We start from the raw sequence: 25282 nt of genomic DNA on the forward strand, positions 1-25282 counted from the left end.
GAAACGCTACATGCGAAAATCCACCGGTGCCCGCGCTAGCCGAAGTCATCGCCGCCCTCGAGCAGGCGTACCCGCCCGAACTCGCCGAATCGTGGGACGCCGTCGGACTCGTCTGCGGCGACCCGGCCGAGAACGTGGACAAGGTCCTGTTCTGCGTCGACCCGGTCGACGAGACCGTCGACGAGGCGATCGAGGGCGGCGCGCAGCTGATCGTCGCGCACCATCCGCTGTTGCTGCGCGGCGTCCACGGCGTCCCGGCCGACAGCACCAAGGGCCGCCTCGTGCATCGTCTGATCCGCGCCGGCGTCGCCCTCTACTGCGCGCACACCAACGCCGATTCCGCGTCGCCCGGTGTCTCCGACGCGCTCGCCGAGGCCATCGGCCTGACCGTCCTCGGCCCGCTCGATCCCCGCGAGGACGGTGTCACCGGCATCGGCCGCATCGGCGAACTGCCCGCGCCGGAACCGCTTTCCGTGTTCGTCGAACGCGTCGCGAACGCCTTGCCGCGTACGGAACCCGGTGTCTACGGCGCGGGCGATCCGGACCGGCTCATCCGCCGCGTCGCCGTTTCCGGTGGTTCCGGCGACAGCTATCTCAAGCGGGCCACCGCCGCCGGAGTCGACGCGTACGTCACCGCCGATCTCCGCCACCATCCGGCGGGGGAGCACCTCGCCGACATCGCCGAAGTCCCCGCGCTGGTCGGCGTCACGCACTGGGCGAGCGAATGGCCGTGGTGCGAGCAAGCCTCGGCCGTCGTCCGCGCCGTCTTTGCGGGTAACGTCGACATTCACGTCTCCACGAGGTGCACCGACCCGTGGACGCTACGGGCCACCCGAACCGAGCACTAAGAATCAAGGAGCACCGTGAAGGCTGACCCCGCCATCCAGCGCCAGCTGCTCGAACTCGCGAAGGTGGACGCCGAACTTTCGCGTACCGCCCACCGCCGCCGCACCCTTCCCGAAATCGCCGAGATCGACGCGGGCGAGAAAACGGTCCGCGAACGCCGCGACGCGCTGGTCTCGGTCCAGACCGCGGCGTCCGACCTCGACCGTGAGATCGCCCGGCAGGAAAAGGAGATCGAGTCGGTGCGCGCTCGCGGGGACCGCGACCGCAAGCTGCTCGAATCCGGTTCCGTCGCGGCGAAGCAGATGACCGACATCGAGCACGAGCTGAACAGCCTCACCCGGCGTCAGTCGGCGCTCGAAGACGACCTGCTCGAACTGATGGAACGCCGCGAGGCGCTCGACCTCGACGCCCAGCGCACCAGCGCCGAGGTCGCGAAGGCCGAGAACGAGGTCGCCGAGGCCATCCGCCGCCGCGACGAGCAGTTCGCCGACTTCGACACCACGCAGGCGCGCCGCGACGAAGACCGCGCCAAGCTCCTGCCGCGCTTCCCGGAAGACCTCATTAAGCTCTACGAGCGGGTCCGGGCGCACAAGGGCATCGGCGCGGCGCTGCTGCGGGCCCGCCGCTGCGGCGCCTGCCAGCTGGACATCGACCGCCGCGAGATCGCCGAGATCAAGGCCGCTCCCGAGGACAACGTCATCCAGTGCGAGAACTGCGGCGCCATCCTGGTCCGCACCCTGGAGTCCGGCCTGTGACCGAGCACGTGCTCATCGAGGCCGACGGCGGTTCCCGGGGAAACCCCGGGCCCGCCGGGTACGGCGCGGTCGTCAAGGACGCGGCCACCGGCGCGGTACTCGCCGAGCGCAAGGCCTACGTCGGCATCGCGACCAACAACGTCGCCGAGTACTCCGGCCTGATCGCCGGGCTCGCCGCGGCCGCCGAGCTCGGAGCGTCCACAGTGGACGTCCGGATGGACTCGAAGCTCGTGGTGGAACAGATGTCCGGGCGCTGGAAGGTCAAGCACCCGTCGATGCAGCCGCTGAACGCCGAGGCCAAGGAATTGGCGTCGCGGTTCTCGCGGGTGCGCTACGAATGGATCCCGCGCGCGGAGAACTCGCACGCCGACGGCCTCGCGAACGAGGCGATGGACGCCGGGCACGAAACCGGAAAGCGGCCGGACGCCCCGAAGATCGTGAAGCAGGACAGGAACAGCCCCGCCGGCTGGACCGGTGCCACCGGGACACCGACCAAACTGCTCCTCGTGCGGCACGGCCAGACGGCGATGTCGGTCGAGAAGCGTTACTCCGGCCGCGGCGACGTACCGCTCACCGAACACGGCAAGCAGCAGGCGGCCGCCGCCGCGAAACGCCTCGGCTCGATGGAGGGCCTGGTCGTCGACGGTGAAGCCGCGCCGATCATCGCCTCGCCGCTGATCCGCACCCAGCAGACCGCGCAGGCGATCGCGGACGCGCTCGGCGGCCGGGTCGAGACCCATCCCGGGCTGATCGAGACCGACTTCGGCGACTGGGAAGGCCTCACCTTCAAAGAGGCCATGGACCGTGACCCCGAGTTCCAGACCGCTTGGCTTTCCGACACCTCGATCGCGGCGCCGGGCGGGGAGAGCTTCGACGGCGTCCACCGCCGGGTCCGCAAGGCCCGCGACGAGCTGATCGCGAAATACGGCGGCCGCACCCTCGTGCTGGTCAGCCATGTCACGCCGATCAAGGCGCTGCTGCGGATGGGTCTCGACGCCGGGCCCTCGCTGCTGTTCCGCCTGCACCTGGACCTGGCCTCGCTGTCGATCGTCGAGTTCTATCCGGACGGCAACGCGTCGGTCCGGCTGGTGAACGACATCTCGCATCTGTCCTGACCCGAAGAGTGTGGCGCGGATCACGCCTGGATATGACGCGTCGTCAGCCCCGGATGGGGTATTGGCTACAGTTTCGACGACGGGCACGTGAACGAAAAGGCAAAGACGGGGACATGACGGCGAGCGCACTCAGCGAAGCTTCCGAAAAAGACGTGCCCGGTCCGGCGGAGACGCCGCCTTCTCGGGGCGTGGCCGCCCGGATCGCGCCTTACCTGGCGATTCTCGCCGGTGTCGCGGCGCTCGCCTGGCACGCGACCCTCTACGGCCACTGGATCGTCGACGACGCGGCCATCACCTTCTCCTACGCGCGCAGCTTCGCCGACGGGATCGGCCCGGTGCTGCAGCCGGGGCAGCCGTCGGTCGAAGGGTGGTCGAACTCGACCTGGCTCGTGCTGCTGGCGGTCGGCAAGCTCGTCGGCGTCTTCGACAGCGGCATGCTGTTCGGCCTGCCCGACTACGTGTTGTTCCCCAAACTGCTCGGTCTCCTGTTCACCGCCGGGACGCTGACGGCCTGCCACGTCGTGGCGAAGCAGGTCTTCGCGCGCTTCGCCTGGCTGGCGACACTGGTGGTCGGGCTGACGCTCGCCGCGATCCCGTCCTTCGTCATCTGGACCATCTCCGGACTGGAGAACTCCCTGTTCGGCCTGGCGGTCGCCTGGCTCGCCGCGCTGCTGTTCGTTGCGGTGCGCAAGGACAAGGTGCTCACCGCGAAGGTCGCCATCTGGTGCGGAGTGCTGGTCGCGTTCGCCGCGCTGACCCGCCCCGAAGGCCTGATCTACGGCGGCGCGTACCCGCTGGTCGTGCTGTTCCAGCTGCGTAAGCCGCTGCTGGGGCAGAGCATCAAGTTCGTCGTGCTCTCCGTGGTCGCGTTCGCGATCCCGTTCGGCGCGTACCTCGCCTGGCGGATCGCGGAGTTCGGCAGGCTGCTGGCGAACCCGTCCATCGCGAAGGGGCAGGGCCTGCCCGGCCTTTCGGCGCTGAAGCAGCCGTTCGAACTGGTCGGCTACGCCGGGGTCGCCGGGACGATCCTGCTGGCGCTGACCATCGGTTACGCGCTCTTCCGCGCGGAATGGCGCCGCAGCCTGATCGCGTTGCTGGTGCCGCTGGCGCTGGGCATCATCGCCTACGGCGTGATGGTTCCGGACTGGATGGGCCAGCACCGCTTCGCCACCCCGATCTGGATTCTCGCCGTCCTGGCGGGAACGCTGTCGGCGGGCGAACTGCTGCGCCGGTCGCGAGCGGTGCTGCGGACCGTCGTGGTCCTCGTGCTGGTCGCGGCCGCGATCCCGTCCGGGATGGGCTTCGCGTCGGCGTCGGAGAAGTTCCGCGAGGTCCCGACAGTGCCCGCGTGCCTCATCGCCGACCGCTTCGGCCGCGGTTTCAACACCATCGCCGACATTCTCGGCCTGCAGCAGGCGTCGCTGCTGCTGCCCGACCTCGGCGGCTCGTCGATGACCAGCCGCCTGCACCTGGTCGACATGGCCGGGCTGGTCGAGGCGAACGTCGCGGACTTCGTCAAGAACGGCGACATGCCGGGGCTGCGCGACTACGTGTTCGACCAGGTCAAGCCGACCTTCATTCACTCGTGGGGCCCGTGGGCGGCGGGGAACGGCATCACCGTCGATCCGCGCATCGATCGCGACTACGAGCCGATCTTCGTGTACCCCGGCGCCGGGCCGCGTAACGGCGACTTCGTCCGCAAGGACGCCGTTTCCAGCCCGGAGAAGCTGAAGGCGGCCCAGGACTACGCCGTGAAGACCCTGCCGGACGTCGAGAGGGCGCGCTTCGGCGGGCCGCTCAAGGACTGCGGGCCGACCATGCACCCCGGCGAGACCGTCTACCTCCCCTGACCACGACGAAGGCCGCTTTCCCCAGGTGAGACCTCGGGAAAGCGGCCTTCGTCGTAGGCGGTTAGGTCCGTTCCGTGTAGTCGAAGCCCCACGAGGTCCCATTGGGCCGGTAGCAGGCCTTCACGATCCTGTAGTAGCGGGCGTAGTCGGACTGCTCGTCAAGGCAGACGTCGTACTTCCAGAACGGCCCCGCGTAGCGGATTTCACCGGCTTGGGCGGGAGCCGCCGCGAGAAGGAGCGGTGCGATCGTCGCCGCCGTGCAGGCGACGGTGATCGCGGCGAGCTGACGGAGTGACCTTCGCGCCGTCGTCCGTTCGACTTGGTGCATGTGATCCCCCAGGATCCTCGGGTTCCGGACAGGACGGCCACCGTATCCCGGTGCGCTGCCAAACCACTGTCGCCGCAACCAGAGGACTAAACGCGCAGGGGTTCCGGGGTGGCGGCGCCCCGGTCCAGGTCCGCCTCCTTGGCCCGGATCACCGGCAGCACGTGCTTCCCGAAGTACTCGACGTCCTCCAGGTAGTGCAGGAAGCCGAGCAGCAGCAGGTTCGCCCCGCGCTTCTTGTACTCGATGGCGCGGTCCGCGATCTGCTCCGGCGTGCCGATCAGCCCGGTGCGGAAGCCGTCGTTGTACTGCACCAGATCCTTGAACTCCGAGTCGGCCCACATCCCCTTCTTGTCCGAAGTGGAGCTTCCCGCCTGCTTGACGGCGTTGCGGAATCCCTCGACGGCGTCGGTGTTCGCCTTCTCGACGATCTCGCGTAGCACGGCCTTCGCCTCGCTCTCGGTCTCCCGTGCGATCAGGAACCCGTTGAGGCCGAAGCGGACGGCGTGCCCGTTCTCGGCCGCGTAACCGCGGACCTCCTCGACCTGCTCGCTGAAGCCGTCGAAGTCCTTGCCGTTGCTGAAGTACCAGTCGGAGACCCGGCCGGCGAGCTTCCGCGCCGCGGTGGAGTTGCCGCCCTGGAAGATCTCCGGATGCGGCCTGCCGACCGGTTTGGGTTTGATGTCGAAATCGTGGATCCGGTAGAAATCGCCGTTGAATTCGGCGTGGTCGTCGGTCCAGAGTTCCTTCAGTACGCGAATGAACTCTTCCGAACGACGGTACCGTTCGTCGTGTTCCAGCCACTGTTCACCGAGCTTCGTGAATTCGTCCTTGAACCAGCCGCTGACCACGTTGACCGCGGCGCGCCCGCCGGAGATCACGTCCGCGCTGGCGATGAACTTCGCGAGCACGCCCGGATGCCACAGTCCGGGGTGGACCGCCGCGATCACCTTCAGCCGCTGCGTCGCGAGGAGCAGTGCGAGACTGAATCCGGTCGATTCGTGCTGGTAGGCGGCACCGTAGCTGGCCGTGTAGCGGACCTGGCTCAGCGCGTATTCGAATCCGCTGTTCTCCGCGAGGACGGCGAGATCCCGGTTGTACTCGTATCCCCAATCGGTGCGCTGCTCGATGTCGCTGGTGACCAGTCCACCGCTCACATTGGGGACCCAATAGGCGAATTTGAGTGGTTCGGCTTCGATTCCCGGCATGCTGCGGAGTGAACCCGCCGCCCCCGGAAACCGTCAATCGACGTCCACGCGCTGGGAACGGCCGAGGGTGGAACTCAATTCGGTCCTTCCGGTGATCCCCAGTTTCCGGTATGCCCCGGACAAATGGAGTTCGACCGTGCGCCGGGTCAGGTGCAGAGCTTCGGCGATCTCGCGGTTGGTGAGACCTTGCGACGCCATCAGCGCGACGCGGTACTCCTGTTTGGTGAGCCCGTGTTCGTTGTCTTTCGCCGTCGTCAGGCTCGCCCGCGCGTCCCGCAGCGCCTCGGCTGCCCGCCTCGCGAGCGGCCGCGCCCCGCAGTGGTCGCTCGACTGCACGGCCCGCCTCAAGGTGACGATCGCCTTCTCGCTCTGCCCGTGCCTGGCCTGCAGTGCGCCGAGTTCGGTCAACGCCTCGGCCAGCGCCAGTTTCGCGGTCGACCCGCCGAGGACGTCGACGGCCCTGGTGAGCAGGCGTTCGGCCTCTTCGTCGTCGCGGACGAGACCCGCCGTGGTCAGCGCGCCGCCGAGGACGCGGGGCGCTCCCCAGCGTTCCGCGGCTTCGAGATCCTCTTCGGCGAGCCGGACCGCCGCGTCGGTGCGTCCGAGCGCCAGTGCGGCGCGGACGGCGTGCGTCCGCCAGGGTGCGAAACCCGGGAAGCGCATGCCGTGGTGTGCGAGACGGCGGCCGCAGGCGCGCAGGTCTTCGTAGCCGAGTTCGGGTTCACCGGTGGCCGCCCGGAGCCTGCCGCGGGCGTAAAGCAGATAGTTGTGCGTGAAAAGTGCTTGTGTGGCACCGAAATCGATCTTTTCGAGCAGGGCGTTCGCGACGTCGAACCGGCCGAGGTCGACCGAGGTCTCGATCAGCCTGGCCGCGCACAGCACGGCCACCGGGCACTGGCTGGTTGCGCGGCGCTCGTCGAACTGCCGCACGAGGGATTCGTAATGGACGCTCGCCCGTACCAGGTCGCCGCCCGCCTGCAGGGCGATACCGCGGGCGAGGGTGGCGAGGGCGCCCTTCGGCAGGTGGAAGTCCCACGGCAGGCGTTTGGTGTCGAGCACCTGGCAGAGCCTGTCGGTGAGGGCGGCCTCGTCGGCGAGCACGGCCGTCGCGAGCGTGAAGAAATAGGGCTGCTCGAACAGTTCGGGCTGGTTGCCGGACAACGCCTCCCCGAAATGACGGACGGCGTTCGCCGACGAGTTTCCGCTCCGCACCGTGTCGAGCGCCAGCAGACCTGAGCGGCTTTGCTGAGCGGCGGGGTCGTTCAGCGGCGCCCACTGCTGTTCGAAGTCACGGAAGTCCGGCGGCGGCCCGAGTCTGCTGCCCGCTTCGGCGAGGTAGGTCATGCACAGCAACGGCCCGACGACGTCGGGGCCGCCCGCGTCGAGCCGCGCGGCGAACTGGCCGGCGGAGTTGATCGCCAGCCGCGCGTCCGGTCCGCAGCACAGCGAAAGGATCATGGCGGTCGCGACGAAGGCCGCGGTTTCGCGGTCGTCGATGTGGTCGACGGCTTCGCGCACCCTGGCGGGCGCCAGATCCGGGTCGCAGTGGAACTCCGCGTGCGCGAGCTGGAGCAGGATCGCCATCCGCTTGCGCTCGCTGAGCCGTTCCTCCAGCGCCCGCAACAGGAACCGGACCGAAAGCTCCGGGTCGCCCTTGACGACCGAACACCGGGCGGCCTGCCGCAGGATGTCGACCGCCCAGGGGATCCTGATCGCGGTCGCCTCCAGCAGATGGGCCCCGATCCGCTCCGGCGGCGCGCCCGCGTCGTGCAGGAGCCGCGCCGCACGGGCGTGACTGACCGCCCTGGTGGCGAGCGGCATGTCGGCGAGCACCGAGTTGCGGACGAAGCGGTAGGTCAGCGCGGGCTGATGGCTGTTGGTCAGCAGGTGCACGCGCACCATCGTGTCGATGGCTTCCAGCGCGGTGATCTCGTCGACGCCGGCGAGCTGCGCCAGCAGGTCGAAACTCGCGTCCTCGCCGAGGATCGCGACGGCTTCGAGCATCTTGGGCGCGGTGGTGTACTCGTGCATGCGGACCCGGAGGACCTCGCCGATCATCGCCGATCCGGTGGTGTCCAGATCCATGCCGGGGACCAGTCGACGGCGCAGCGCGGCGAGCAGGTACGGGTTGCCGCCGGTCACCTCGAGGCATTGCTCGGCGAACCGGCCGGGGGAGATGCGGAGGAATTCGGCGACCTGCCCCGTGCCGAGCCCGCGCAGCCTGATCGCCGCCGGAGTGCATCCGGACATCTCCATCAGGGCGACCTCGCCGGTCTGCAGATGCCCGATCAGCGAGGTCAGCACGATCATCACCGGCAGCTGCTCGACACGGTGCCGGATGTAGGCGAGGCAGCGCATCGACCACGGGTCGGCGAGGTGGATGTTGTCGATGCCGAGGAAGACCGGTCCCTGTTCGGCGGCGTGCCGGACGATGTGGAAGAAGGCGTCGAGCGCCTCCGTCTGCTCCTGCTCGTTCCGGGGACGACGGTCGGGCAGGATCTCGGTCGCATGCGGTGCCCGCGGTCGCGGGGAGCCCATGGCGGCGGGGGCGTGGGTGAGCCCTTCGATCAGCTGGCGGGCGACACCGCCGCTCAGCTGGGTCTCCAGCCTGGACGCGGCGGCGATCGCGACGGTGAATCCGGCCGCCGTCGCCAGCTCGCCCGCCGCGGCGAGCACCGACGATTTGCCCATGCCGAACTCACCGACCACCACCGCGCTGGTGGCGCGCCCGTGGAGGGCGGCCCGGAACAGCCTGGTGATCGTGTCCAGTTCGCTGTCGCGACCCAGCAGTCCGGCGGCGCGGCGCTTCGGTACCGAAGGCCCGCCGAAGGGACTCTCGGGATTTACTTCGGTATGCACCGTAGAGACCTTCGTGTCGGCTTGCGGCAGACTACTGGAACGTAAGCGGTAGTGGGAGTAATCGCTGGTCGGGGTCACCGGCCGGCCCGTCGTCGAGGGGAGCCGGGGACGAGATGTCCGGATCCGAGGATGCCCGCCGGTACCGGCCGGACGACCGGTGTGACGACATCAGGGCCGCGACGACGCACGCCAGGAGCACCACCACGAGGTTGGCCGCGATCATCGACAGCCGCCCGCAGCGCCGGACGACGATGCCGCCGGGACGGCGCGTGGCCGTGGCGCCGGGCGACAGGTAGCGCAGGTCGGCCTTCGCCAGCGCGCCTTCCACCGACGTGAACTCCGCGACCTGGCGGCCGCAGCGCTCACAGGCCTTCAAGTGTTTTTCGAAGGCGTATGCCTCGGCTTGATCGAGCACACCGAGCACATAGGCCGCGACATCGGTGTGTTTCACCTTTCGCTTCCTCATCGCGAACCCAGCTCTCCTAACGACCGTCGCAATGTCTTCATAGCCGCGTACAGCCGTGATTTGACCGTTCCCTCCGGGATTCCCAATATCACCGCCGCCTCCCGGACCGTATGTCCGGTCAGATACGTCTCGTAGATGACCGCCTGGTATTTGCGGTCCAGATATCGTAGCGCTTCGGAAATGACGAGCGCGGACAGTGACTGATCCGTCTGATCCGCTATTTCGGCGTTTTCGGAACTGTCCAGCTCCACCTCCTGCGGTCGGGCCCGCCGGTTTCGCCAACCGTCGATCACGATCCGCCTCGCGACCGTGAGCAGCCAGCCGCGCAACATTCCCGGCTCGCGGTTCAGTGTGTCCGAATGTTGCCAGGCGCGAATCAACGTCTCTTGGACAACGTCCTCGGTCCACTGTTGGTCGTGGCCGGTCAGGTACATGACCTGGTTGAACAGAGTCGCCCGAAAATCCTTGTACAGCAACGAAATAAGTTCGTCGGACGGATCGTCGGACAGGTCGGTCGCGTGGCGGTCGCGGCCGAACTGGCACCCTCTGCCCACTGCTTCCATAAGGTTTGCAACCTCCCCAGCGGTGGAGGATTTCACGAGTCCGTACACCGTAGCGCAGACTATCGCTGTAAGCCATGTGCAGTAGTCATCTATTTACAATTAGTTGCCCCCGGTACGTATGGCGGCGCAGAACGGTTCTAAATGGCTAGTGTGATACACATCACACTACCTTGAGTGTGCAAAGATCGAACCGGTCGCTCCGCTTCGCCGTACTCCCAGTGAGGCACTGAACAGCAATGGGCTGCACGGGGACGGGTGAAATGATCTATCGACTGCTCGGTATGGTGATCGGTTGTCTTGCGATATGGGTCGGGTTGCCGGCCAACGCCTATGCGGAAATCGACGCCCATGACCGGGAACTGCTCGTAGGGGTCCGGCAGGCGGGTCTGTGGGAAGGCCCGGTCAGTCGTCAGGCGGAACAACGCGGGACCGGGCAGCGGGTGCGCGAAGTCGGTCGCAAACTCGCGGACGATCACGATCGGCTCGACGCGCAGGTCCGCGAACTCGCCGCGAAGGTCCGCGTCGAACTCCCCGGCGAGCCGACCGAGGAGCAGCGATCCTGGGTCGACGAGATCTCCGGTGCCGCCGGCGCCGACTTCGACCGCGTCTACGTCAACCGCGCCCGCGCCGCGCACGGGAGCATCTTCGGTCTCGCCTCCCAGGTCCGGGCGGCCACCCGCGACGACGCGATGCGTTCCTTCGCCCAGACGGCCGTCGACACCGTCATGCGGCATATGACCCTGCTCGAAAGCACCGGTATCGCCGGGACGGACTCGCTGATGGTCGTCTCCACCAACGGCAACGAACTCGATGGCGGCGACATCGTGCTCGGCGTGCTCATGGTGGGGATCGCGGGCGGCGCGACCTTCGGCCTCGTGCGGGTGCTCGGCTCGCCGGGCAGGCACGCATGACGGTCTCACTCCTCGCCGTCATCCCGTCCCCTTCGCCACACGACAGCGGGGTCCGGGACATCGCCACGCTTTCGGCCCGGTTCGCCTACGTGACGATGTGCCTGACGCTGGCATGGGGCGTGCTGAGCGCCACCGGCTGGATCCGGCGGATCACCGGGCACGAGGCGCTGCGCGGCGGTCATATCGTCCTCGCCGCGTTCACCCTCGCGACCGGCGTGGTCCACGGCCTGTCCTACCTCTTCCTCGACGACGATTCGTTCGGTTTCTTCATGCTGCTGATCCCGTTCGCGGGCGGCGGGTTCGCGCGGCACGCGGCCGGTGTCGTCGGCCTGGAACTGTTCGTCGCCGTCTCGGTCACCGCCGCGTTGCGCCGCAGTGTGGTCACCCGCAGCTGGCAGCGGTTCCATCAGGTCAGCTACTTCTCGGTCGGCCTGCTGGCGATCCACTCCTGGCTCGGCGCGGCCGCGAACGGCACCCTCGCGACGGTCTGGCTCGGCGGGATCACCGTGCTCACCCCGGCCGTCGTGCTCACCGTGCTCCGGGTGCTGCCGCTGCCGGCGCTGGTCCGCCTCGGGCTGCTCGACGGCGAGACCGGCCGCGCCAAACCGGTCCGGATCTCCGTCGACGACAAGAAATGTCACCGCTACGCCATTTGTCAGGCGGAAGCGCCGCAGGTCTTCCAGCTCACCGGCGACGGCCAGCTGCGCTATCTCCGAAAACCCGGCGCGAAACAGGTGCCGCGGGTACAGGCCGCGGCCAGAGCTTGTCCGATGCGAGCCATCCAACTGCAAGGGGCGGGACAATGAGCGAACGGATCGTCGTGGTCGGCGGCGGGCTGGCCGGGCTGCGGTGCGCGGAACGGCTCCGGGAACTGCGGTTCGACGGTGAACTGGTGATCGTCGGCAACGAGCCGGATCTGCCGTACCACCGGCCGGCGCTGTCCAAGCAACTGCTGACCGGCGAGACCCATCCGGCGGAGATGATGCTCGCCAGGCTCGACGAGATCGACGCCGAATGGCGGTTCAACACCCCGGCCACGCATCTGCAACCGGGCCGCCAGGTCGTCCACCTGCCGGGGGCGGAGGAACTGCCTTACGACGGTCTCGTCATCGCCAGCGGCGTCGAACCGCGGCGGCTGTCCGGGGTGCCGCACGGGCATCCGCGCGTGGTCGTCGTCCGGACCCTGGCCGACGCCGCCGAACTGCGCGACAACCTCGCCGCCGACCTCGGGCCGGTCGCGGTGCTCGGCAGCGGTTTCATCGGCTGCGAGGTCGCGGCGAGCCTGCGGGCGATGGGCCGCGAGGTCACCATCATCGGCCGGTCGGCGAATCTGCTCGGCGAGGCCGTCGGCAAGCACATCGGACAGAAACTCTCGGCGCTGCACCGGGCGCGGGCGGTGCGGCTGCGGCTGGGCGCGTCCATCGAGGACTGGCAGACGACGGCGAACGGGCTGCGGCTGCGGTCGTCCGACGGCTGGATCCTCGACGTGTCCTGCGTCGTCGTCGCCGTCGGGACCGTGCCGTCGATCTCGTGGCTGCGCGGGTCCAAACTGCCGCTCGACGACGGCGTCGTCTGCTCACCCACCTGTCACGTGCTGGGGATGGACAACATCGTGGCCGCGGGCGATGTCGCGCAGTGGCCGAACCTGCGTTTCGACGAGACGCCGAGGCGGGTCGAGCACTGGCTCAACGCCGTCGAGATGGGCCGGGCGGCCGCGGAGAACCTCCTCGCCGGGCCACAGGCCGCGCGGCCGTTCGCGCCGGTGCCGCGGTTCTGGTCCGAACAGCACGGCGTGCGGATCCAGGCGGGCGGCATCCCCAAGCTCGGCACCGACACCGTCGCGCTCGCCTCGCCCGTCGGCGGCGAGAAACCCGTCACCGGCTTCGTGCGCAAGGGGCGGCTCGTCGGCGTCGTCGGCCTCGACAGCCCGTCCGCAGTCCTGCATTGGACCAACGAGATCGCGGAGCAGAACCCCGTCAGCCACCCAGGAGAAACGGAGAAGTCGGATGCGCCGATCGCGGTTGACCATGCTCCTCGTCATCGCGGCGCTCGTCGTGGGCGCCGCGATGTGGTGGCAGGCGGCTGATTCCGGGGACCAGGCGGCGCTGACGGCCGGGGCTCCGGTCACCGAAGCCCTCCCCAGCCCGCGTACGCCGCAGACCAGCACTCCACGGCGGACCGGCACGAGCACTCCTCCGGCCACTTCGGCCACATCGGCTACTTCGGAGGCTCCGCCCGGTACGCAGCTCACGGCCGTCTACATGACGAACATGGGGCAGGCCGTCCTCGACGACACCGGCGCCGTCCTCTTCCGCTACGAGCACGACAACCCGCACAAGGCCCGCTCCACCTGCCTCGGGGACTGCGCCGCGGTGTGGATCCCCGTCACGACCGCGGGCACACCGAGGGTGACCGGCATCGATCCCGCGCTCGTCGGCACCGTCAAACGTCCCGAAGGCGCCAAACAGGTGACTTTGGCAGGCTGGCCGCTCTACAAATTCGCCAACGCGCGGCCGGGGGAATGGACCGGACAGGGCACCGACCACGTGTGGTTCGTCGTCAAACCCGACGGGCAGCGCAACCTGAACTGCCTGCCCGCACCCGTGCAGTAGGATTCGCCGACGGACGAGTCGGCGGGGCGGCCGCGAGCCGGGAGACCGGTTCGAGGAAAGTCCGGACTCCACAGGGCAGGGTGGTTGTTAACGGCAACCCGGGGCGACCCGCGGGAAAGTGCCACAGAAAACAGACCGCCTCCGTGCGCTTCGCGGGCGGAGGTAAGGGTGAAACGGTGGTGTAAGAGACCACCAGCGTCCTGGGTGACCAGGATGGCTAGGTAAACCCCACCCGGAGCAAGGCCAAGAGGGAGCCGCGAGGCTCCTGCGCAGGCGATCGAGGGCTGCCCGCCCGAGCCTGCGGGTAGGCCGCTCGAGCCCGTCGGCGACGGCGGGCCTAGATGGATGGCCGCCACTCGCTCCGCCGCAAGGTGGGGCGGGGACAGGATCCGGCTTACACGCCGACTCGTCCGTACTTCTTCCTCGGCATAGCGGCCGGTCCGTGAAGGACTCCTTGAGGGACCCAGAGTCCCTCAAGGAGTCCTTCACGGACTCGATAAACGCCACGGTCGCCCCAGGCGCACCACCAGTCGCCACGTACCTCCCGCGAGCAAGACCGCAGGCCACGAGTAGCACTCGGGACCACCACGAACCTGCCGCCGACCTGGGAAGTGATAGCAAAGGTCCCTTGCTCCCGCCGTCGGCCACGCGGCGCGATAGCAAAGGTCCCTTGCTCCCAACTCGGCCCCTTCGGACGCTGCACACCATGTCTACTTGCCGGTAGGGTGCCCTCATGGGCGAAGCAAGTCGGGTCTCGGGACGGTTCCGCGGGACGTTCGATGTACTGCATTCCCTCACCTACTTCGCACCCGAAACGGAAGCCGCGCTCACCGACGCGGGCCTCCGGCCGGGGCGCATGACCTACTTCGCGGGCCGGGCGGCACCGATGGGCGCGGTCAGCCCCGGTGTCGTCGCCGCCACGTTCTACAACTTCAATCCGGAACTGGTCGCCCGCCACATCCCGCGCGCATGGACGCTGGCCAGTCCCGACCGGATCATCGAGGCCCGGTTCGAAGCGGTCGACGCGACGCTGACCCGGCTGCTCGGCAAGGACGTCCTGGACTCCGAAGAGGTCGCCGAAGCCGCCGAACTCGCCCGGGAGGCGACCGCGGGCTGCCAGGTGGACGGCCGTCCGCTCTACGCCGGGCACGCCGACATCGACTGGCCGAGCGAGCCGCATCTCGTCCTCTGGCACGCCATCACGCTGTTGCGCGAGCACCGCGGCGACGGCCACATCGCCGCCCTCGTCGTCCACGGCCTCAGCGGGCTCGAAGCCCTCGTCACGCACACCGCCACCGGCAAGGGTTTCCTGCCCGAGGCGGCCAAGGCGTCCCGCGGGTGGAGCGACGAGCAGTGGGACGCGGCGGCCGACGCGCTCCGCGAGAAGGGCCTCCTCGACGCCGACGGCGGTCTGACCGAGGCCGGGAACGATCTTCGTGAGCGGATCGAAGCCGCCACCAACGCGGCGTCGACCGGGCCGTGGGAGCACCTCGGCGAGGAGAAGACCACGCGGCTTCACGAGCTGTGCGGGCCGTTGAGTCGTCAGGCCATCGCGGCGGGTGCTTTTCCCGCGAATGTGTTCTCTACGGGCAGATAATCACGCTATGTAGTGAAAATGCGGGTCCGGATTTCGCGTTGGGTAACGGAAGCGTGACTTTCCCTTGATCGGCCTCCATGATTTTTGTCGAATGCGTGCTCACCCAGCGGACTCGCGAGAAGCCACCGAACGAGTCATGTCACACTGGTCGCGGCCAACTTCTCGTCGGTCGACCCGTACTTACAGTGAGCAGCATCCTCGCAACCGGGTGAGTCCATCAGCACACTGCGAAATACGGGTGGCCGGGGTTAATCCTGACGACCCTTGCAACGATGATGGAGACCGAGGATGGTCGTGGTGCTGTGCCGCGCTCTGTGATTAGTAGACAAACCGATATCTACAGAGCGCGCTTTGACCACTACGCCTCGTGACGCCATGATGTTCGAAGCACCACCGAGCCAGAACCGCGCGAACCCCCTCTCCGCGCACCGGGAGTAATGCGATGATGACCTTGACCACCCTCGACACGCTGGCCGCCGGAGAGCTCGGCACCGGCAACGTCCGCACCTGGCTGATCGACAACATCATCCCCCTGGTGCTGCTGGCCGTCGCGCTCCTGCTCCTGTGGCTGGGCGGCGGCAAAGGGGACAACGCCGGTGTCATGCGTCGTCTCGCCGGTGTCGTGATCGCGCTGGCGATCATCGGCCTCGCGGTGAGCGGCGCCGGAGTCAACGTGGGCCAGTGGATCGCCGGCCTCTTCACAGGCTGAGGGCTCGCGTTGCGTATCCGGACCGATGACGAGGTTTACCGGGTCGACGCCGTTTGGCTCGGCCCGCCGAAAGCGACTTTTCCCTGGAGAGCCCGCTACGTCGCGTGGCTCGTCGGTATCCCGGTCTTCCTGCTCGTGCTCACCGTCGAACGGTGGGCGGGCTGGAGCTTCGGGTTCTTCTCGACCGCCTGGGCTTTCGTCGCCACAATCGTGATCACCAGATTGATCACGTCCAAGATCAGCCACGAGCGCCCGCTGGGCGCTGTGGCCGGGATGGCGGCGAAAGAGCTCAACACACCAAGAGAACGGACCACGGGCACCGGGGGCGCAGCCAGCGCCTCCCGCGTCCGGGTGCGGGCGACGCGCCCGTTGCCGAAGCACCGCAGGAGACGGCAGTACCAGCACCACGGCTACGGCGGCGGCGCCGGAGCTCAGGGAACACCACGAGCGCGCCGGAGCCGCACTGCGGCTCGGGCCGGGAGGTAGTCGTTGTTCGGTCGCGGCGGAAGCCGAGGAAAACGTGAACGTGACCTGCATCAAGGGGCCTGGAGCCAGCCCCAGCAGGTTCGCTCCGCGCAACCCAAAAAGGCTTCGGGCAAGGGTAGGCGGCTGCCCGGCGAAGCGGCCATACCTACCTATACCCCGTCGATCGCCGCGCGAAGCATCGACGGGCACCTGTTACGCACCGGTTATGAGGTCTACGCCTGGTACCGGCTCGCGCCGCAGCGCTGGTCGTTCCGGTCGGACTCCCAGCGCCGCGACCTGATCGCGGCCATCGCCGGCCAGTACGCGGAACTCCAGGGCCGCTGGCTGCACCTGCGCGTGACCAACCGTCCGTACCCGATCCGGATGTGGGCCGAGGCCCACGTGCACAACGCCGTCGGCCGTCCGCAGGACGTGCCGGGCGCGCTGTCCTTCGACGACTACCTCATCGGTGAGCAGCAGCAGCTGATGGGCCGCTCGATGGCCGAAAAAGAGGTCTATCTCGGCGTCCAGGTGCAGACGCGGCGGATGATCGACCGCGCGGTCGAGAGCGCCGCCCCGGTGCTGCGCAAGATCCTGCCGGAGGCCGTCGACGCCGAACTGGCCGCGCTCGACTCCGAGGTCGAGCACCTCGACCAGGTGATCGGCTCGGCAGGCCTCGAAGGCCGTCCGGTGCACGCCGAAGAGATGTCCTGGCTGATGCACCGCTCGTGCTCGCTGGGGCTGCCCGCGCCGCGCAACATGCCCGCCGTTCCCGGCGCGGCCTGGGAGCCGGAAGACCTCGCCAGCTTCACCGACGCGGCGGACTTCCACGCCGAGCCGTACGCGCCGACGGTCACCGTACGCGGCCGCACCGGGTCGAACGCCGGAGTCTCGCGGCATCTCGCCGTCCTCACCGTCGGCCAGATGCACGGCCTGCAGATCCCCGAGGTCGACGACCCGTGGATCCAGCACGCGGACCGGCTGCCCGCCGCCGTCGAGGTGTCCGCGCGGATCTACGTCCGGCGCCCCGAAGAGGTCGCCGGTGAGCTGCAGCGTCAGATGAACAAGGTGCGTTCGCAGGTCAAGCACTACACCGACGAACACGAACTGGAACCGCCGCAGTCACTGGCGCGCCAGGCGGGCCGGGTGCTGGAGATCGACGACGAGATGACGTCGGGCTTCACCGCGCTGGCCACCCGGGTGCGTTCCTGGTGGCGGCTGGCGGTGTCCGGCCCGACCGAGCGCGACGCGCTGCGCCTCGCCCAGCAGCTGCTCGACCTCTACAAGCCGAAGATCGCCGTCGAACATCCTGAGGCCCAGTACGCGCTGGCCAGGGAGTTCATCCCCGGCGAGCCGCTGGCCTCGGCGGCGTACATGCGCCGCGGTTCGGTCGTGTGGGCGTCCTCGTCGGTGCCGACGGCGACGGCCGAGGTGGGCGACCGCCGCGGCATCCTGCTCGGCGAGACCGTCACCGCGACCCGGCGCCCGGTGGCGTGGGATCCGTGGATGGCGCAGGAGATCCGCGACGGTTCGGGCCTGACCGCGATGGTCGCCGGACTCGGTGGCGGTAAGTCGTTCCTCGGCGGGGGCATCGTCTACAAGACGCTTCGCGCGGGTGCGCACTGGACGATCCTCGACCCGTCCGGCCCGCTCTCGCGGCTGTGCGACCTGCCCGAACTGCGGCCGTACGCGCGGAACATCAACCTGCTCAACGCGCAGCCCGGCATCCTCAACCCGTACCGCGTGGTCGCCGAGCCGCAGCTCGAACATTTCATGGACGAGGACGACCCCGAGCGCTCCTGGCGGCGGGAGAAGGCCCTCGCGGGCGCGACGCGACGCCGTCTCGTGCTCGACGTCCTCACCGGGGTCCTGCCGTACGAGGTCTCGCGGATGGCGCAGACCCGGATCGTGCTGCTGCGCGCCGTCCGCGCGGTCGGTGGCCGGTTCGAAGCCGACCCCGGCCAGGTCATCGACGCGTTGCGCCGGGACTCCAGCGAGCACCACGAGCACGCCGTCGTCGTCGCGGACTTCCTCGACGAGATGCGCGAGCGGATGGCGCTGCTCATCCCGGAGACCGACGCGGACCCGTACGCCGAGACCCGCGACGACCGGATGACCGTGCTGACCATGGCGGGACTGACCCTGCCCAAGGACGGTGTCCCGCGCGAGTACTGGACGGACGCGGAATCCCTCGGCGTCGAGATGCTGAACCTCGCCGCGTGGCTGACGCAGCGGTCGGTGTACGAGAAGCCGAAGGAGCTGCGCAAGGGCGTCTGGATCGACGAGGCGTTCTTCCTTTCCGAGGTCCCGACCGGCCGCGTGCTGATGAACCGCTTCGCGCGTGACTCGCGTAAATGGAACGTCCGGGTGCTCCTGTCCTCGCAGATCCCCGCGGACTTCCTGAAGATCCAGGGTTTCGTGGCGCTGCTGGACTCGGTGTTCGTCGGCCGTCTCGACGACGACGACGCGCAGGCCGACGCGCTGCGCCTGCTGAAGGTCCCGGTCGGCGTCGGCTACGAACAGGTCGTCGCGGCGCTGGGCCGCCGTCCCGGCTCGTCCCGCGATCTCCAGCGCGACGTCGAGCCTCGCCAGTTCATCTTCGGCGACGGTGCCGGTGGCGTCGAGCGGATCCGGGTCGACTTCTCCGGTCCGCACCTGGAACACCTGCGCCGGGTCATGGACACCACGCCGGGCTCGCCCGACGCCAAACCGTCCCGGCCCGGCAACGAACTCGCGGTCCCGGCGGAGAAGCAGTTCGTGGCGTCGCCACCGGAGGAAGACGACTTCGAGCTGGAAGAGGATCTCGAACTCGCGGCCGAACTCGAGGTCGGGCTCACCGACGAGCAGATGCTCGGCGCGCCGGACCCGCTGGCCGCCGAGACCGGCGAAGTACAGGGCAGCGTCCAAAATGGACACAATGGGAACGGGGAAAAGGGCGAGCAGCACGCGCGGGCCGGCAAGGGTGGCACCGGCAGGGATGCCGCATGAACACGGTGATCACGCTGGCGTGCGTGCTCGCGTTCGCCGCCGGCTGGCACGCGCTGCGCCGCCGCCTCAAAGAGGGGCCGCGGCCGGGTAAGGGCATGCCCAGCCGTCGCGCGACGATGTTCGTCGTCGTGCTGATCCTCGGCTTGCAGGCCGTGGCGACCGCTCCGGCGGCGTCGGCCGCGGCGTGTGGTGAAGCGCCGAACCCGGAACGGCCCGGTGCCGGCATGGTCGGCGCTCTCGACCCGCCCGCGACTGCCCGCGGTGAAGGCGGCAGCCCGTACAACGTGTACGGGTACGCGGGACACGTGTGGGACACCTACGAAACCGACTGTGGCCCGCTGGCGGGGATCACCTCACCGAACTCGACGATCGACACCTGGGCGGGCAACCAGCTCTTCAACATCGGCAAGAACCTCGTCGGTGCCACGAACTCCCTGCACTACACCGTGTTGCAGGGCAGTCTCCTCAGCCCGCTGTACAACGCCGTCAAGGCCGGGGCCGAGAAGGTCTACAACAACATCTACGCCCAGTTGTTCGGCCTTGCCGCGCTGATCATGTCGATCATGTTGTTCCGCAACATCTGGCGTGGCGATCTCGCGGCGGTCAGCAAACGGGCGCTGTACGGGCTGGCCGCGGTCTGGCTGGCCGCGTCTTCCTTGGCACTCCTGCGTTTCCTCGATCCGATCGACAACGCGATCGTGCAGACCACGACCAACATCCAGGCCGGCTTCATCGACGAGCCCAAGACCCCTCCGTCGACCCAGCCGCAGCCGCCCACGGCACAGCCGTGCCAGGCGACCCCGGAAGCCGTGGCCGCCCGCCAGCCCTGGGACCGGGTCCCGACGGAACTGCATTGCCGGGTCGTCTACGACAACTGGCTGCGGGGAGAGTTCGGCAGCCCGGACTCGCCGCAGGCACTGCAGTACGGTCCGGCCCTGTTGGACGCGCGCGCCTTCACCTGGGGCCAGATCCAGCAGGGTGGGGACGCCGACCCCGCGCTGGTGGATTCCAAGAAGGCGGCGTTCAAGGACATCTCCACCAAACTCGGCCCGGCGACGGGCTATTTCACGGGTGAGGACGGCAGCCGCGTCGGCGCCGGTTTCCTTTCCCTCGGCCAGGGCATCTTCTACTCGCTGTTCCAGTTGCTGGCCAAGGCCACGGTGCTGCTCGCGCAGGTGCTGATCAGGATCTTCGTCCTGACGGCCCCGTTGATCGGCCTGATCGCGTTGCTTCAGCCGCAGATCATGCAGCGCATTCTCAAGGTCGTCGGCGCGGTCGCCTTCAACCTCATGGTGCTCTCGGTGCTGGCCGGCGTGCACACCCTCTTGCTGGAGGCCATCTTCACCGCGGGGAACTCGCTTTCCTTGCTGACGAAGATGGCGCTGGCCGCCATCATCACCGTGCTGCTGTTCATGGTCGGCCGTCCCGTGCGGCGGCTGTGGCAGATGGTCGAGATGTCGGTCGGCATGGTCGGCGGCGCGGTGCCTTCGCCGCGCGGCGGGCTCTTCTCCCGCTTCCGCAGGAAGAACAACGAGCCGACCCCGCAGGACGCGTTCTGGCAGAACGTCCGCGACACCGACGACGTCGTCGACGGTGACCTCCGCGGTCCTGTCGGCGCGACGGTCGGCGGCGGCCGCTTCCGGCCGGAAGCGACGATCTTCGCCAGCTCCCAGCGGCTCGACAACGGTTCCGGTGCGATCAGGCCCGCCGCGGCCTGGTCCGGCGCGCCGTGGCCGGGCGCGGTCGGCGGTGGTGGCGGCATGCCCGCGCTCCCCGCCGGTGGCGGCGGCGTTCCGGTGTTCGGCCAGTACAACCCGTCCGTCGGCAACCCGGGTGACTCCATGTTCACCTCCGGCGGGCGGAGCCCGATCCAGGTACCGAGCCGCCGCGTCGACACCTCGCCGGTCGCCGACCGGCGCTGGAGCGACGAACCGGAGCCGGTCGTGGTGCCGTCGCGGATGAATTCCGCCGGTGGCGGCTACGCCATCCCCGATCAGTCGGGCACCGTGCCGGTGCAAGCCGGGCCGTCGACACCGCGTCCTCGCCGCGTCGATCCCGAGGTCGTCGCGGGCAAACCGGTCTTCGTGCTGTACCGGCCTTCGCGCGGGCTCGAAGTCCGCGAGGAAGTTCGGGACACCGACCGCGCGATGGGTCGGTGACCCATGCCGATCCGGACCAACCGCGGGCGTACCGCGGTCTACCGCAGACTGTGGGGCTGGCCGCTGCGCTCGCCCCGGCACCTCATCGGCACGCTGGTCGTCCTCGCGGTGGTGCTCACCGCGGTGGGCATCATGCTGCCCAAGGCCATCGAAAAACCGGGGCAGACGGCCGGCGGGCCGGGCTCTTCGGCGACCAGTACCTCGCGTCCGGGCGTCGCGGCGCCGGTGACCGTGACGTCGACGTTGCCGCCGAGGCTGACCACCCAGCCGCCACCGTCTTCCGCGCCACCTGACCAGAGCGGTGTCCGGGTCGCCAAGGAGTGGGTGACGGCATGGGCGAACCATCCCGACGGTACGACGGCCGAGCAATGGCTGAACGGATTGAAGCCGTACACCACCGAGGAATACCTGGCCGGGGAACTGACGACGGTGGATCCCGCGAACATCACCGCCACGAAGGTGACCGGGGAGCCGCAGGTGGTGTCCTCGCTCGCCGGCTCGATGGAGGTGGACGTCCCGACGGACGGGCCCAAGGTCCGGGTCACCGTCACCCAACGGAACTTCGGGTGGCGGGTCACCAAATTCACTCAAGCGAGCTGACCCGATGAAGATCGGGATCATCGTCGGCGTGCTGATCGCCGCGGTCTTCGCCGCGGTGGTCACCACGGGCACGGTCACCAAGGTGGTGACCGACCATCTGGAGGCGCAGGCCGGCGGCGTCGTCAAGACCTCATGCGACGCGTCGATCGGGCCGACCCTGCCCGGCCAGGTCGATCGCGGTGCTTCGGACATCAACAAGCTCGACGACGAACAGAAGGGGATCGTCGCGCTGATCATCTCGATCGGCAAGCAGCGGTCGCTTTCGCCCCGCGCGTGGCAGGTGGCGATCCAGGCCGGGATGACCGAGTCCAAGCTGCGGAACCTGACCTACGGTGACCGCGACTCGCTCGGCATCTTCCAGATGCGGCCGTCGATGGGCTGGGGCACCGTCGCGGAGGTCACCAACCCGCCGTACCAGGTCAACAAGTTCTACGACGTGCTGCTCGCGGTGCCGGACTGGGAGAACCTGCGGCCCGGTGACGCCGCGCAGCGGGTGGAGCGGTCCGGCTTCCCCGACCGGTATCACAGCTGGGAGCCGATGGCGGCGCTCCTCGTGCAGAACGAGGGCCAGATCGTCGACGTCGTCGGCTGCGGTTCGAGTGTCGGCAGCGTCGTGCCGCCGAGCCAGGCCGCCGCGCAGGCCATCAAGTTCGCCCTCGCCGAGCAGGGCAAGCCGTATGTGTGGGGCGCCACCGGACCGAATTCCTACGACTGCTCCGGGCTGATGCTGCGGGCCTACGAGTCCGCCGGAATCATCCTGCCGCGGGTTTCCCGCGACCAGTACAAGGCGGGCGCGATGCTGCCGGTCCGGCAGGCGCAGCCGGGTGACCTGCTGTTCCTGGCCACCGTCCCGTCGAACCCGGCGACCATCCACCACGTGGCGATGTACCTGGGAGACGGCAAGATCGTCGAAGCGCAGCAGACCGGGGTGCCGGTGCACATCCGCGACTTCTCCTTCGATGAGGCCGAAGTGGTCGCGCAGGCGGTCCGTCCTGGCGTTTAGCATGGTGAAAGGGTGGTTTCGCGACCGCGGGACCATCGGATTCACCCGAAGTGGCGGCCTGTCCACCGGCGAGCGGCCGCGCACTGGCAGAGGATGAAGAACGTGGCACGGAAATTCGGAAGGCGAGGCAAGCCCGCGGCGGGAGTCGGCCCGGAGGTCGATCCCCGCGATCTTTTCGGTACTCCGCAGCCCGCGCGGCAGGCGGCGAGGCCGGCGTCGAGCACGCCGCTGGCCGACCATCTCAACCAAGGCTGGCCGGGTGTCGACCCCGGTTACGTCGTGCTGCCGCGTTCGCTGGCCGAGGGGATGTCGCTGCCGTGGCAGCAGCAGATGGCCGCCCTGCTGGCCCAGTTCCACCACGAGAACGGCCACCTCGCCTGGCCGATCTACCGGGTCGTCCCTTCGCGGTATGAAAAGCTCGTCGATCTCGACGAAGAGCAGCTGGCGGAGGCCGGTTACCTGGTCGAGATGGACACCGAAGGCGAGATGGTCTACCGGGAGCGCAGCGGGCGGAAGATCGAGGACCCGGCGAACACCACGGTGCTCGTCTCCTGCCTCGACCCGATCCCGAAGCCCGCGCAGCGCCAGGCGCCGCCGCCGTCGCAGGCGGCACCGCCGTCGACCGGTCAGCCGCCGCGGGCTCCGGCGCCGATGAACATCGGGCCCGCTCCCGTGTGGCGCACGGTCGCCCCGCCGGCCGGGCCGCCCGCGCCGCCGCTGCCGGGCGGTCACCCGGCACCGCAGCCACCGCCGCCCGCGCAGTCGCAGGCCGGGCCGCCTCCTGTTGCGCAACCTCCTGTCGCTCAGGGGCCGCCTCCGGCGGTGAGCGTGCCTCCGGCGACACCGGAAGCACCGCGATCCGCCGCGCCGTCACAGGCCGAGCCGCAGCCTGAGCCGCCGCAGGCCGCGAGTCCGCCGCCACCGCCTTCTTCGGTACCGCCTGCCGCTGCTCCGCCGGTGACGCCATCCGCGACCCCTCCGGTGACCGGCCCGCCGCCGGGCCCCTTGCCGCAACCGGCGTCGCCCGGTTCGCCACCGCCGGGCACCCCGGCCGCGCCGGAGCCCGCCACCCCGCCGCGCGGCGTGCCGATGCACCGCGGATGGTTCGACGAACTCGCCGACAACGTGCCGGAAAGCTCGAAGGTGGACCCGCCCGAGGGCGGGGAGTTCGGCCCGACCGGTGAGCCGACGGAGATCCCCTACCGCTACCGCAAGTGATGACAGGACGTCCTGGTGATGTCACGCTAGACGCATGTCGAGCGACCCGAACCCGGATCAGGGCTGGTACTTCAACACCAAGACGAACCAGGTCGAGCACCTGGAACGCGGCCGGAGCATCGACCTCCTCGGCCCGTACCCCGACGAGGCGACGGCCCGGCGGGCACTGGAGATCGCCAAGGAACGCACGCGGCAGGCCGACGCCGAAGACGCCAAGTGGAGCGGCGACTGAGCGGCGTCCCGCCGAGACCAGCGCGACGATGGAGGATTGGGGACACTGAACGTCCCCAATCCTCCATCGTCGACCGCGAGGTGCCCTGCCCCAGCCAGGGAAGAGAGCAAGGGACCTTTGCTATCGCTTAGGCCCGGCAAAGTCGAAGTCTTGCTGGTCGGTCGACTATTTCTGCACTGTCGCGGGGCCGCACGCATCGGTGGTGGAGCTTGATCAACGGAAGGTCAGGGGCGAGCCGAGGTAGGGCAGGCCTGATTCTGGACGCCGGAGAGGTTTCACTGTCCACAAGGGACACCACCGGGCGATTAGATGTCCGATTGATGCCGCTATGTACGTTTCTGCGTGGGGTCGTGAGTGATCATGAGGGTTATTGAGGGGTAAGGTAAAGGTGGCGTGGTGGGTGGTAAGTCCGTGAAGGCCTCCTTGAGGGACTCTGGGTCCCTCAAGGAGGCCTTCACGGACTTCAAGACGGGACGTTGATGTCACAGCCGTCCCACTGTCACCAGGGATCACGCCTGACGGTAGTGAAGGGCTCCTTCACTACCGTCAGCGTAGGCAAGGAAGCCTTCACCACCAGGGAAACGCGTAGGCAGCAGCGACCACAGCCCGCGACACGACACGTTTGACTTTCCCCTCAATAACCCTATTTGCCACTCACGACCCCCACGCGGAACCGTGCATGGCGTCATCAATCGGACACCGATTCTTCGAAAGGCGTCCCTTGTGGACAGTCGCGCGACGCGCCCCGCCTCAGCGGGGAGCTTCTCGCCTGCCGCCAGACAGCGAGCCGACCGCGCCACG

At 68.7% G+C, this 25282-nt stretch carries 22 protein-coding genes and 1 other RNA gene; 18 read left to right on the top strand and 5 right to left on the bottom strand.

The features are described from left to right. Nucleotides 1-26: 26 nt before the first annotated feature. The 4 genes from ACZ7KI_RS09550 to ACZ7KI_RS09565 all read left to right on the top strand — a co-directional run bounded on the left by ACZ7KI_RS09550 (nt 27) and on the right by ACZ7KI_RS09565 (nt 4566). On the top strand, nt 27-848 hold the full coding sequence (locus tag ACZ7KI_RS09550; RefSeq protein ID WP_470272713.1) for a Nif3-like dinuclear metal center hexameric protein: 822 nt from the start codon (nt 27-29) through the stop codon (nt 846-848). 15 nt (nt 849-863) lie between these two features. Continuing rightward, nucleotides 864-1601, top strand: coding sequence for a zinc ribbon domain-containing protein (locus tag ACZ7KI_RS09555; protein ID WP_470272714.1), 738 nt, complete (start codon nt 864-866; stop codon nt 1599-1601). Further along, nucleotides 1598-2716 carry a bifunctional RNase H/acid phosphatase gene (locus ACZ7KI_RS09560; protein ID WP_470272715.1) on the top strand — a complete coding sequence of 373 codons (1119 nt, stop codon included), beginning with the start codon at nt 1598-1600 and terminating at the stop codon, nt 2714-2716. Before ACZ7KI_RS09555 ends, ACZ7KI_RS09560 begins: the two co-directional genes overlap by 4 nt. Before the next feature lie 113 nt (nt 2717-2829). Further along, complete coding sequence (locus tag ACZ7KI_RS09565; protein ID WP_470272716.1) at nt 2830-4566, top strand: hypothetical protein; 1737 nt, start codon at nt 2830-2832, stop codon at nt 4564-4566. 61 nt (nt 4567-4627) lie between these two features. Here the strand turns inward: ACZ7KI_RS09565 and ACZ7KI_RS09570 are convergent, their stop codons facing one another. From ACZ7KI_RS09570 to ACZ7KI_RS09590, 5 genes are all read right to left on the bottom strand, one after another. Next, the gene (locus tag ACZ7KI_RS09570) at nt 4628-4894 is read right to left on the bottom strand and encodes a hypothetical protein (protein WP_470272717.1); all 267 of its coding nucleotides are present in this window, start codon (nt 4892-4894) and stop codon (nt 4628-4630) included. 86 nt (nt 4895-4980) lie between these two features. Continuing rightward, nucleotides 4981-6099 (bottom strand): dimethylsulfone monooxygenase SfnG, encoded by a 1119-nt coding sequence (gene sfnG / locus ACZ7KI_RS09575; protein ID WP_470272718.1) that lies wholly within the window; start codon nt 6097-6099, stop codon nt 4981-4983. A gap of 33 nt (nt 6100-6132) precedes the next feature. Further along, the gene (locus ACZ7KI_RS09580) at nt 6133-8958 is read right to left on the bottom strand and encodes an AAA family ATPase (protein WP_470272719.1); all 2826 of its coding nucleotides are present in this window, start codon (nt 8956-8958) and stop codon (nt 6133-6135) included. A gap of 31 nt (nt 8959-8989) precedes the next feature. Beyond that, on the bottom strand, nt 8990-9409 hold the full coding sequence (locus ACZ7KI_RS09585) for a zf-HC2 domain-containing protein (RefSeq protein ID WP_470272720.1): 420 nt from the start codon (nt 9407-9409) through the stop codon (nt 8990-8992). 11 nt (nt 9410-9420) lie between these two features. After that, complete coding sequence (locus tag ACZ7KI_RS09590) at nt 9421-9987, bottom strand: sigma-70 family RNA polymerase sigma factor (protein WP_470272906.1); 567 nt, start codon at nt 9985-9987, stop codon at nt 9421-9423. Nucleotides 9988-10247: 260 nt separating this feature from the next. Between ACZ7KI_RS09590 and ACZ7KI_RS09595 the strand changes: the two genes are divergently transcribed. The 14 genes from ACZ7KI_RS09595 (at nt 10248) to ACZ7KI_RS09660 (ending at nt 24481) form a co-directional block, all read left to right on the top strand. Further along, nucleotides 10248-10898, top strand: coding sequence for a DUF4142 domain-containing protein (locus tag ACZ7KI_RS09595; RefSeq protein WP_470272721.1), 651 nt, complete (start codon nt 10248-10250; stop codon nt 10896-10898). Then, nucleotides 10895-11704: a ferredoxin gene (locus tag ACZ7KI_RS09600; RefSeq protein WP_470272722.1), complete on the top strand. Its 810-nt coding sequence runs from the start codon at nt 10895-10897 to the stop codon at nt 11702-11704. The genes ACZ7KI_RS09595 and ACZ7KI_RS09600 overlap by 4 nt, the downstream gene beginning before the upstream one ends. Beyond that, entirely contained in the window at nt 11701-12984 is a 1284-nt protein-coding gene (locus ACZ7KI_RS09605) for an NAD(P)/FAD-dependent oxidoreductase (protein WP_470272723.1), read from the top strand. The genes ACZ7KI_RS09600 and ACZ7KI_RS09605 overlap by 4 nt, the downstream gene beginning before the upstream one ends. After that, nucleotides 12905-13510, top strand: a complete 606-nt coding sequence (locus ACZ7KI_RS09610) for a COG4315 family predicted lipoprotein (protein WP_470272724.1) — start codon at nt 12905-12907, stop codon at nt 13508-13510. Before ACZ7KI_RS09605 ends, ACZ7KI_RS09610 begins: the two co-directional genes overlap by 80 nt. A 14-nt stretch (nt 13511-13524) precedes the next feature. Further along, an RNA gene (gene rnpB / locus ACZ7KI_RS09615) (RNase P RNA component class A) lies at nt 13525-13923 on the top strand. A gap of 320 nt (nt 13924-14243) precedes the next feature. Beyond that, nucleotides 14244-15107: an SCO6745 family protein gene (locus tag ACZ7KI_RS09620; RefSeq protein ID WP_470272725.1), complete on the top strand. Its 864-nt coding sequence runs from the start codon at nt 14244-14246 to the stop codon at nt 15105-15107. A gap of 442 nt (nt 15108-15549) precedes the next feature. Beyond that, a complete protein-coding gene (locus tag ACZ7KI_RS09625) occupies nt 15550-15816 on the top strand; it encodes a hypothetical protein (RefSeq protein ID WP_005166545.1) in 267 nt (88 codons plus the stop codon). A gap of 9 nt (nt 15817-15825) precedes the next feature. After that, complete coding sequence (locus ACZ7KI_RS09630) at nt 15826-16302, top strand: hypothetical protein (RefSeq protein ID WP_074038315.1); 477 nt, start codon at nt 15826-15828, stop codon at nt 16300-16302. Between the two features lie 3 nt (nt 16303-16305). Beyond that, nucleotides 16306-19269, top strand: coding sequence for an ATP-binding protein (locus ACZ7KI_RS09635; RefSeq protein WP_470272726.1), 2964 nt, complete (start codon nt 16306-16308; stop codon nt 19267-19269). Beyond that, entirely contained in the window at nt 19266-21428 is a 2163-nt protein-coding gene (locus tag ACZ7KI_RS09640) for a magnesium transporter (RefSeq protein ID WP_470272727.1), read from the top strand. Before ACZ7KI_RS09635 ends, ACZ7KI_RS09640 begins: the two co-directional genes overlap by 4 nt. 3 nt (nt 21429-21431) lie before the next feature. Further along, nucleotides 21432-22028, top strand: a complete 597-nt coding sequence (locus tag ACZ7KI_RS09645; protein WP_470272728.1) for a hypothetical protein — start codon at nt 21432-21434, stop codon at nt 22026-22028. Nucleotides 22029-22032: 4 nt separating this feature from the next. Then, the gene (locus tag ACZ7KI_RS09650; RefSeq protein ID WP_470272729.1) at nt 22033-23031 is read left to right on the top strand and encodes a C40 family peptidase; all 999 of its coding nucleotides are present in this window, start codon (nt 22033-22035) and stop codon (nt 23029-23031) included. A 93-nt stretch (nt 23032-23124) separates the two neighbouring features. Further along, nucleotides 23125-24249, top strand: coding sequence for a hypothetical protein (locus ACZ7KI_RS09655; protein ID WP_470272730.1), 1125 nt, complete (start codon nt 23125-23127; stop codon nt 24247-24249). 34 nt (nt 24250-24283) lie between these two features. Further along, nucleotides 24284-24481 (top strand): hypothetical protein, encoded by a 198-nt coding sequence (locus ACZ7KI_RS09660; RefSeq protein ID WP_061989146.1) that lies wholly within the window; start codon nt 24284-24286, stop codon nt 24479-24481. The last annotated feature ends 801 nt before the right edge of the window (nt 24482-25282 follow it).

Source organism: Amycolatopsis sp. NPDC039088, assembly GCF_055598845.1.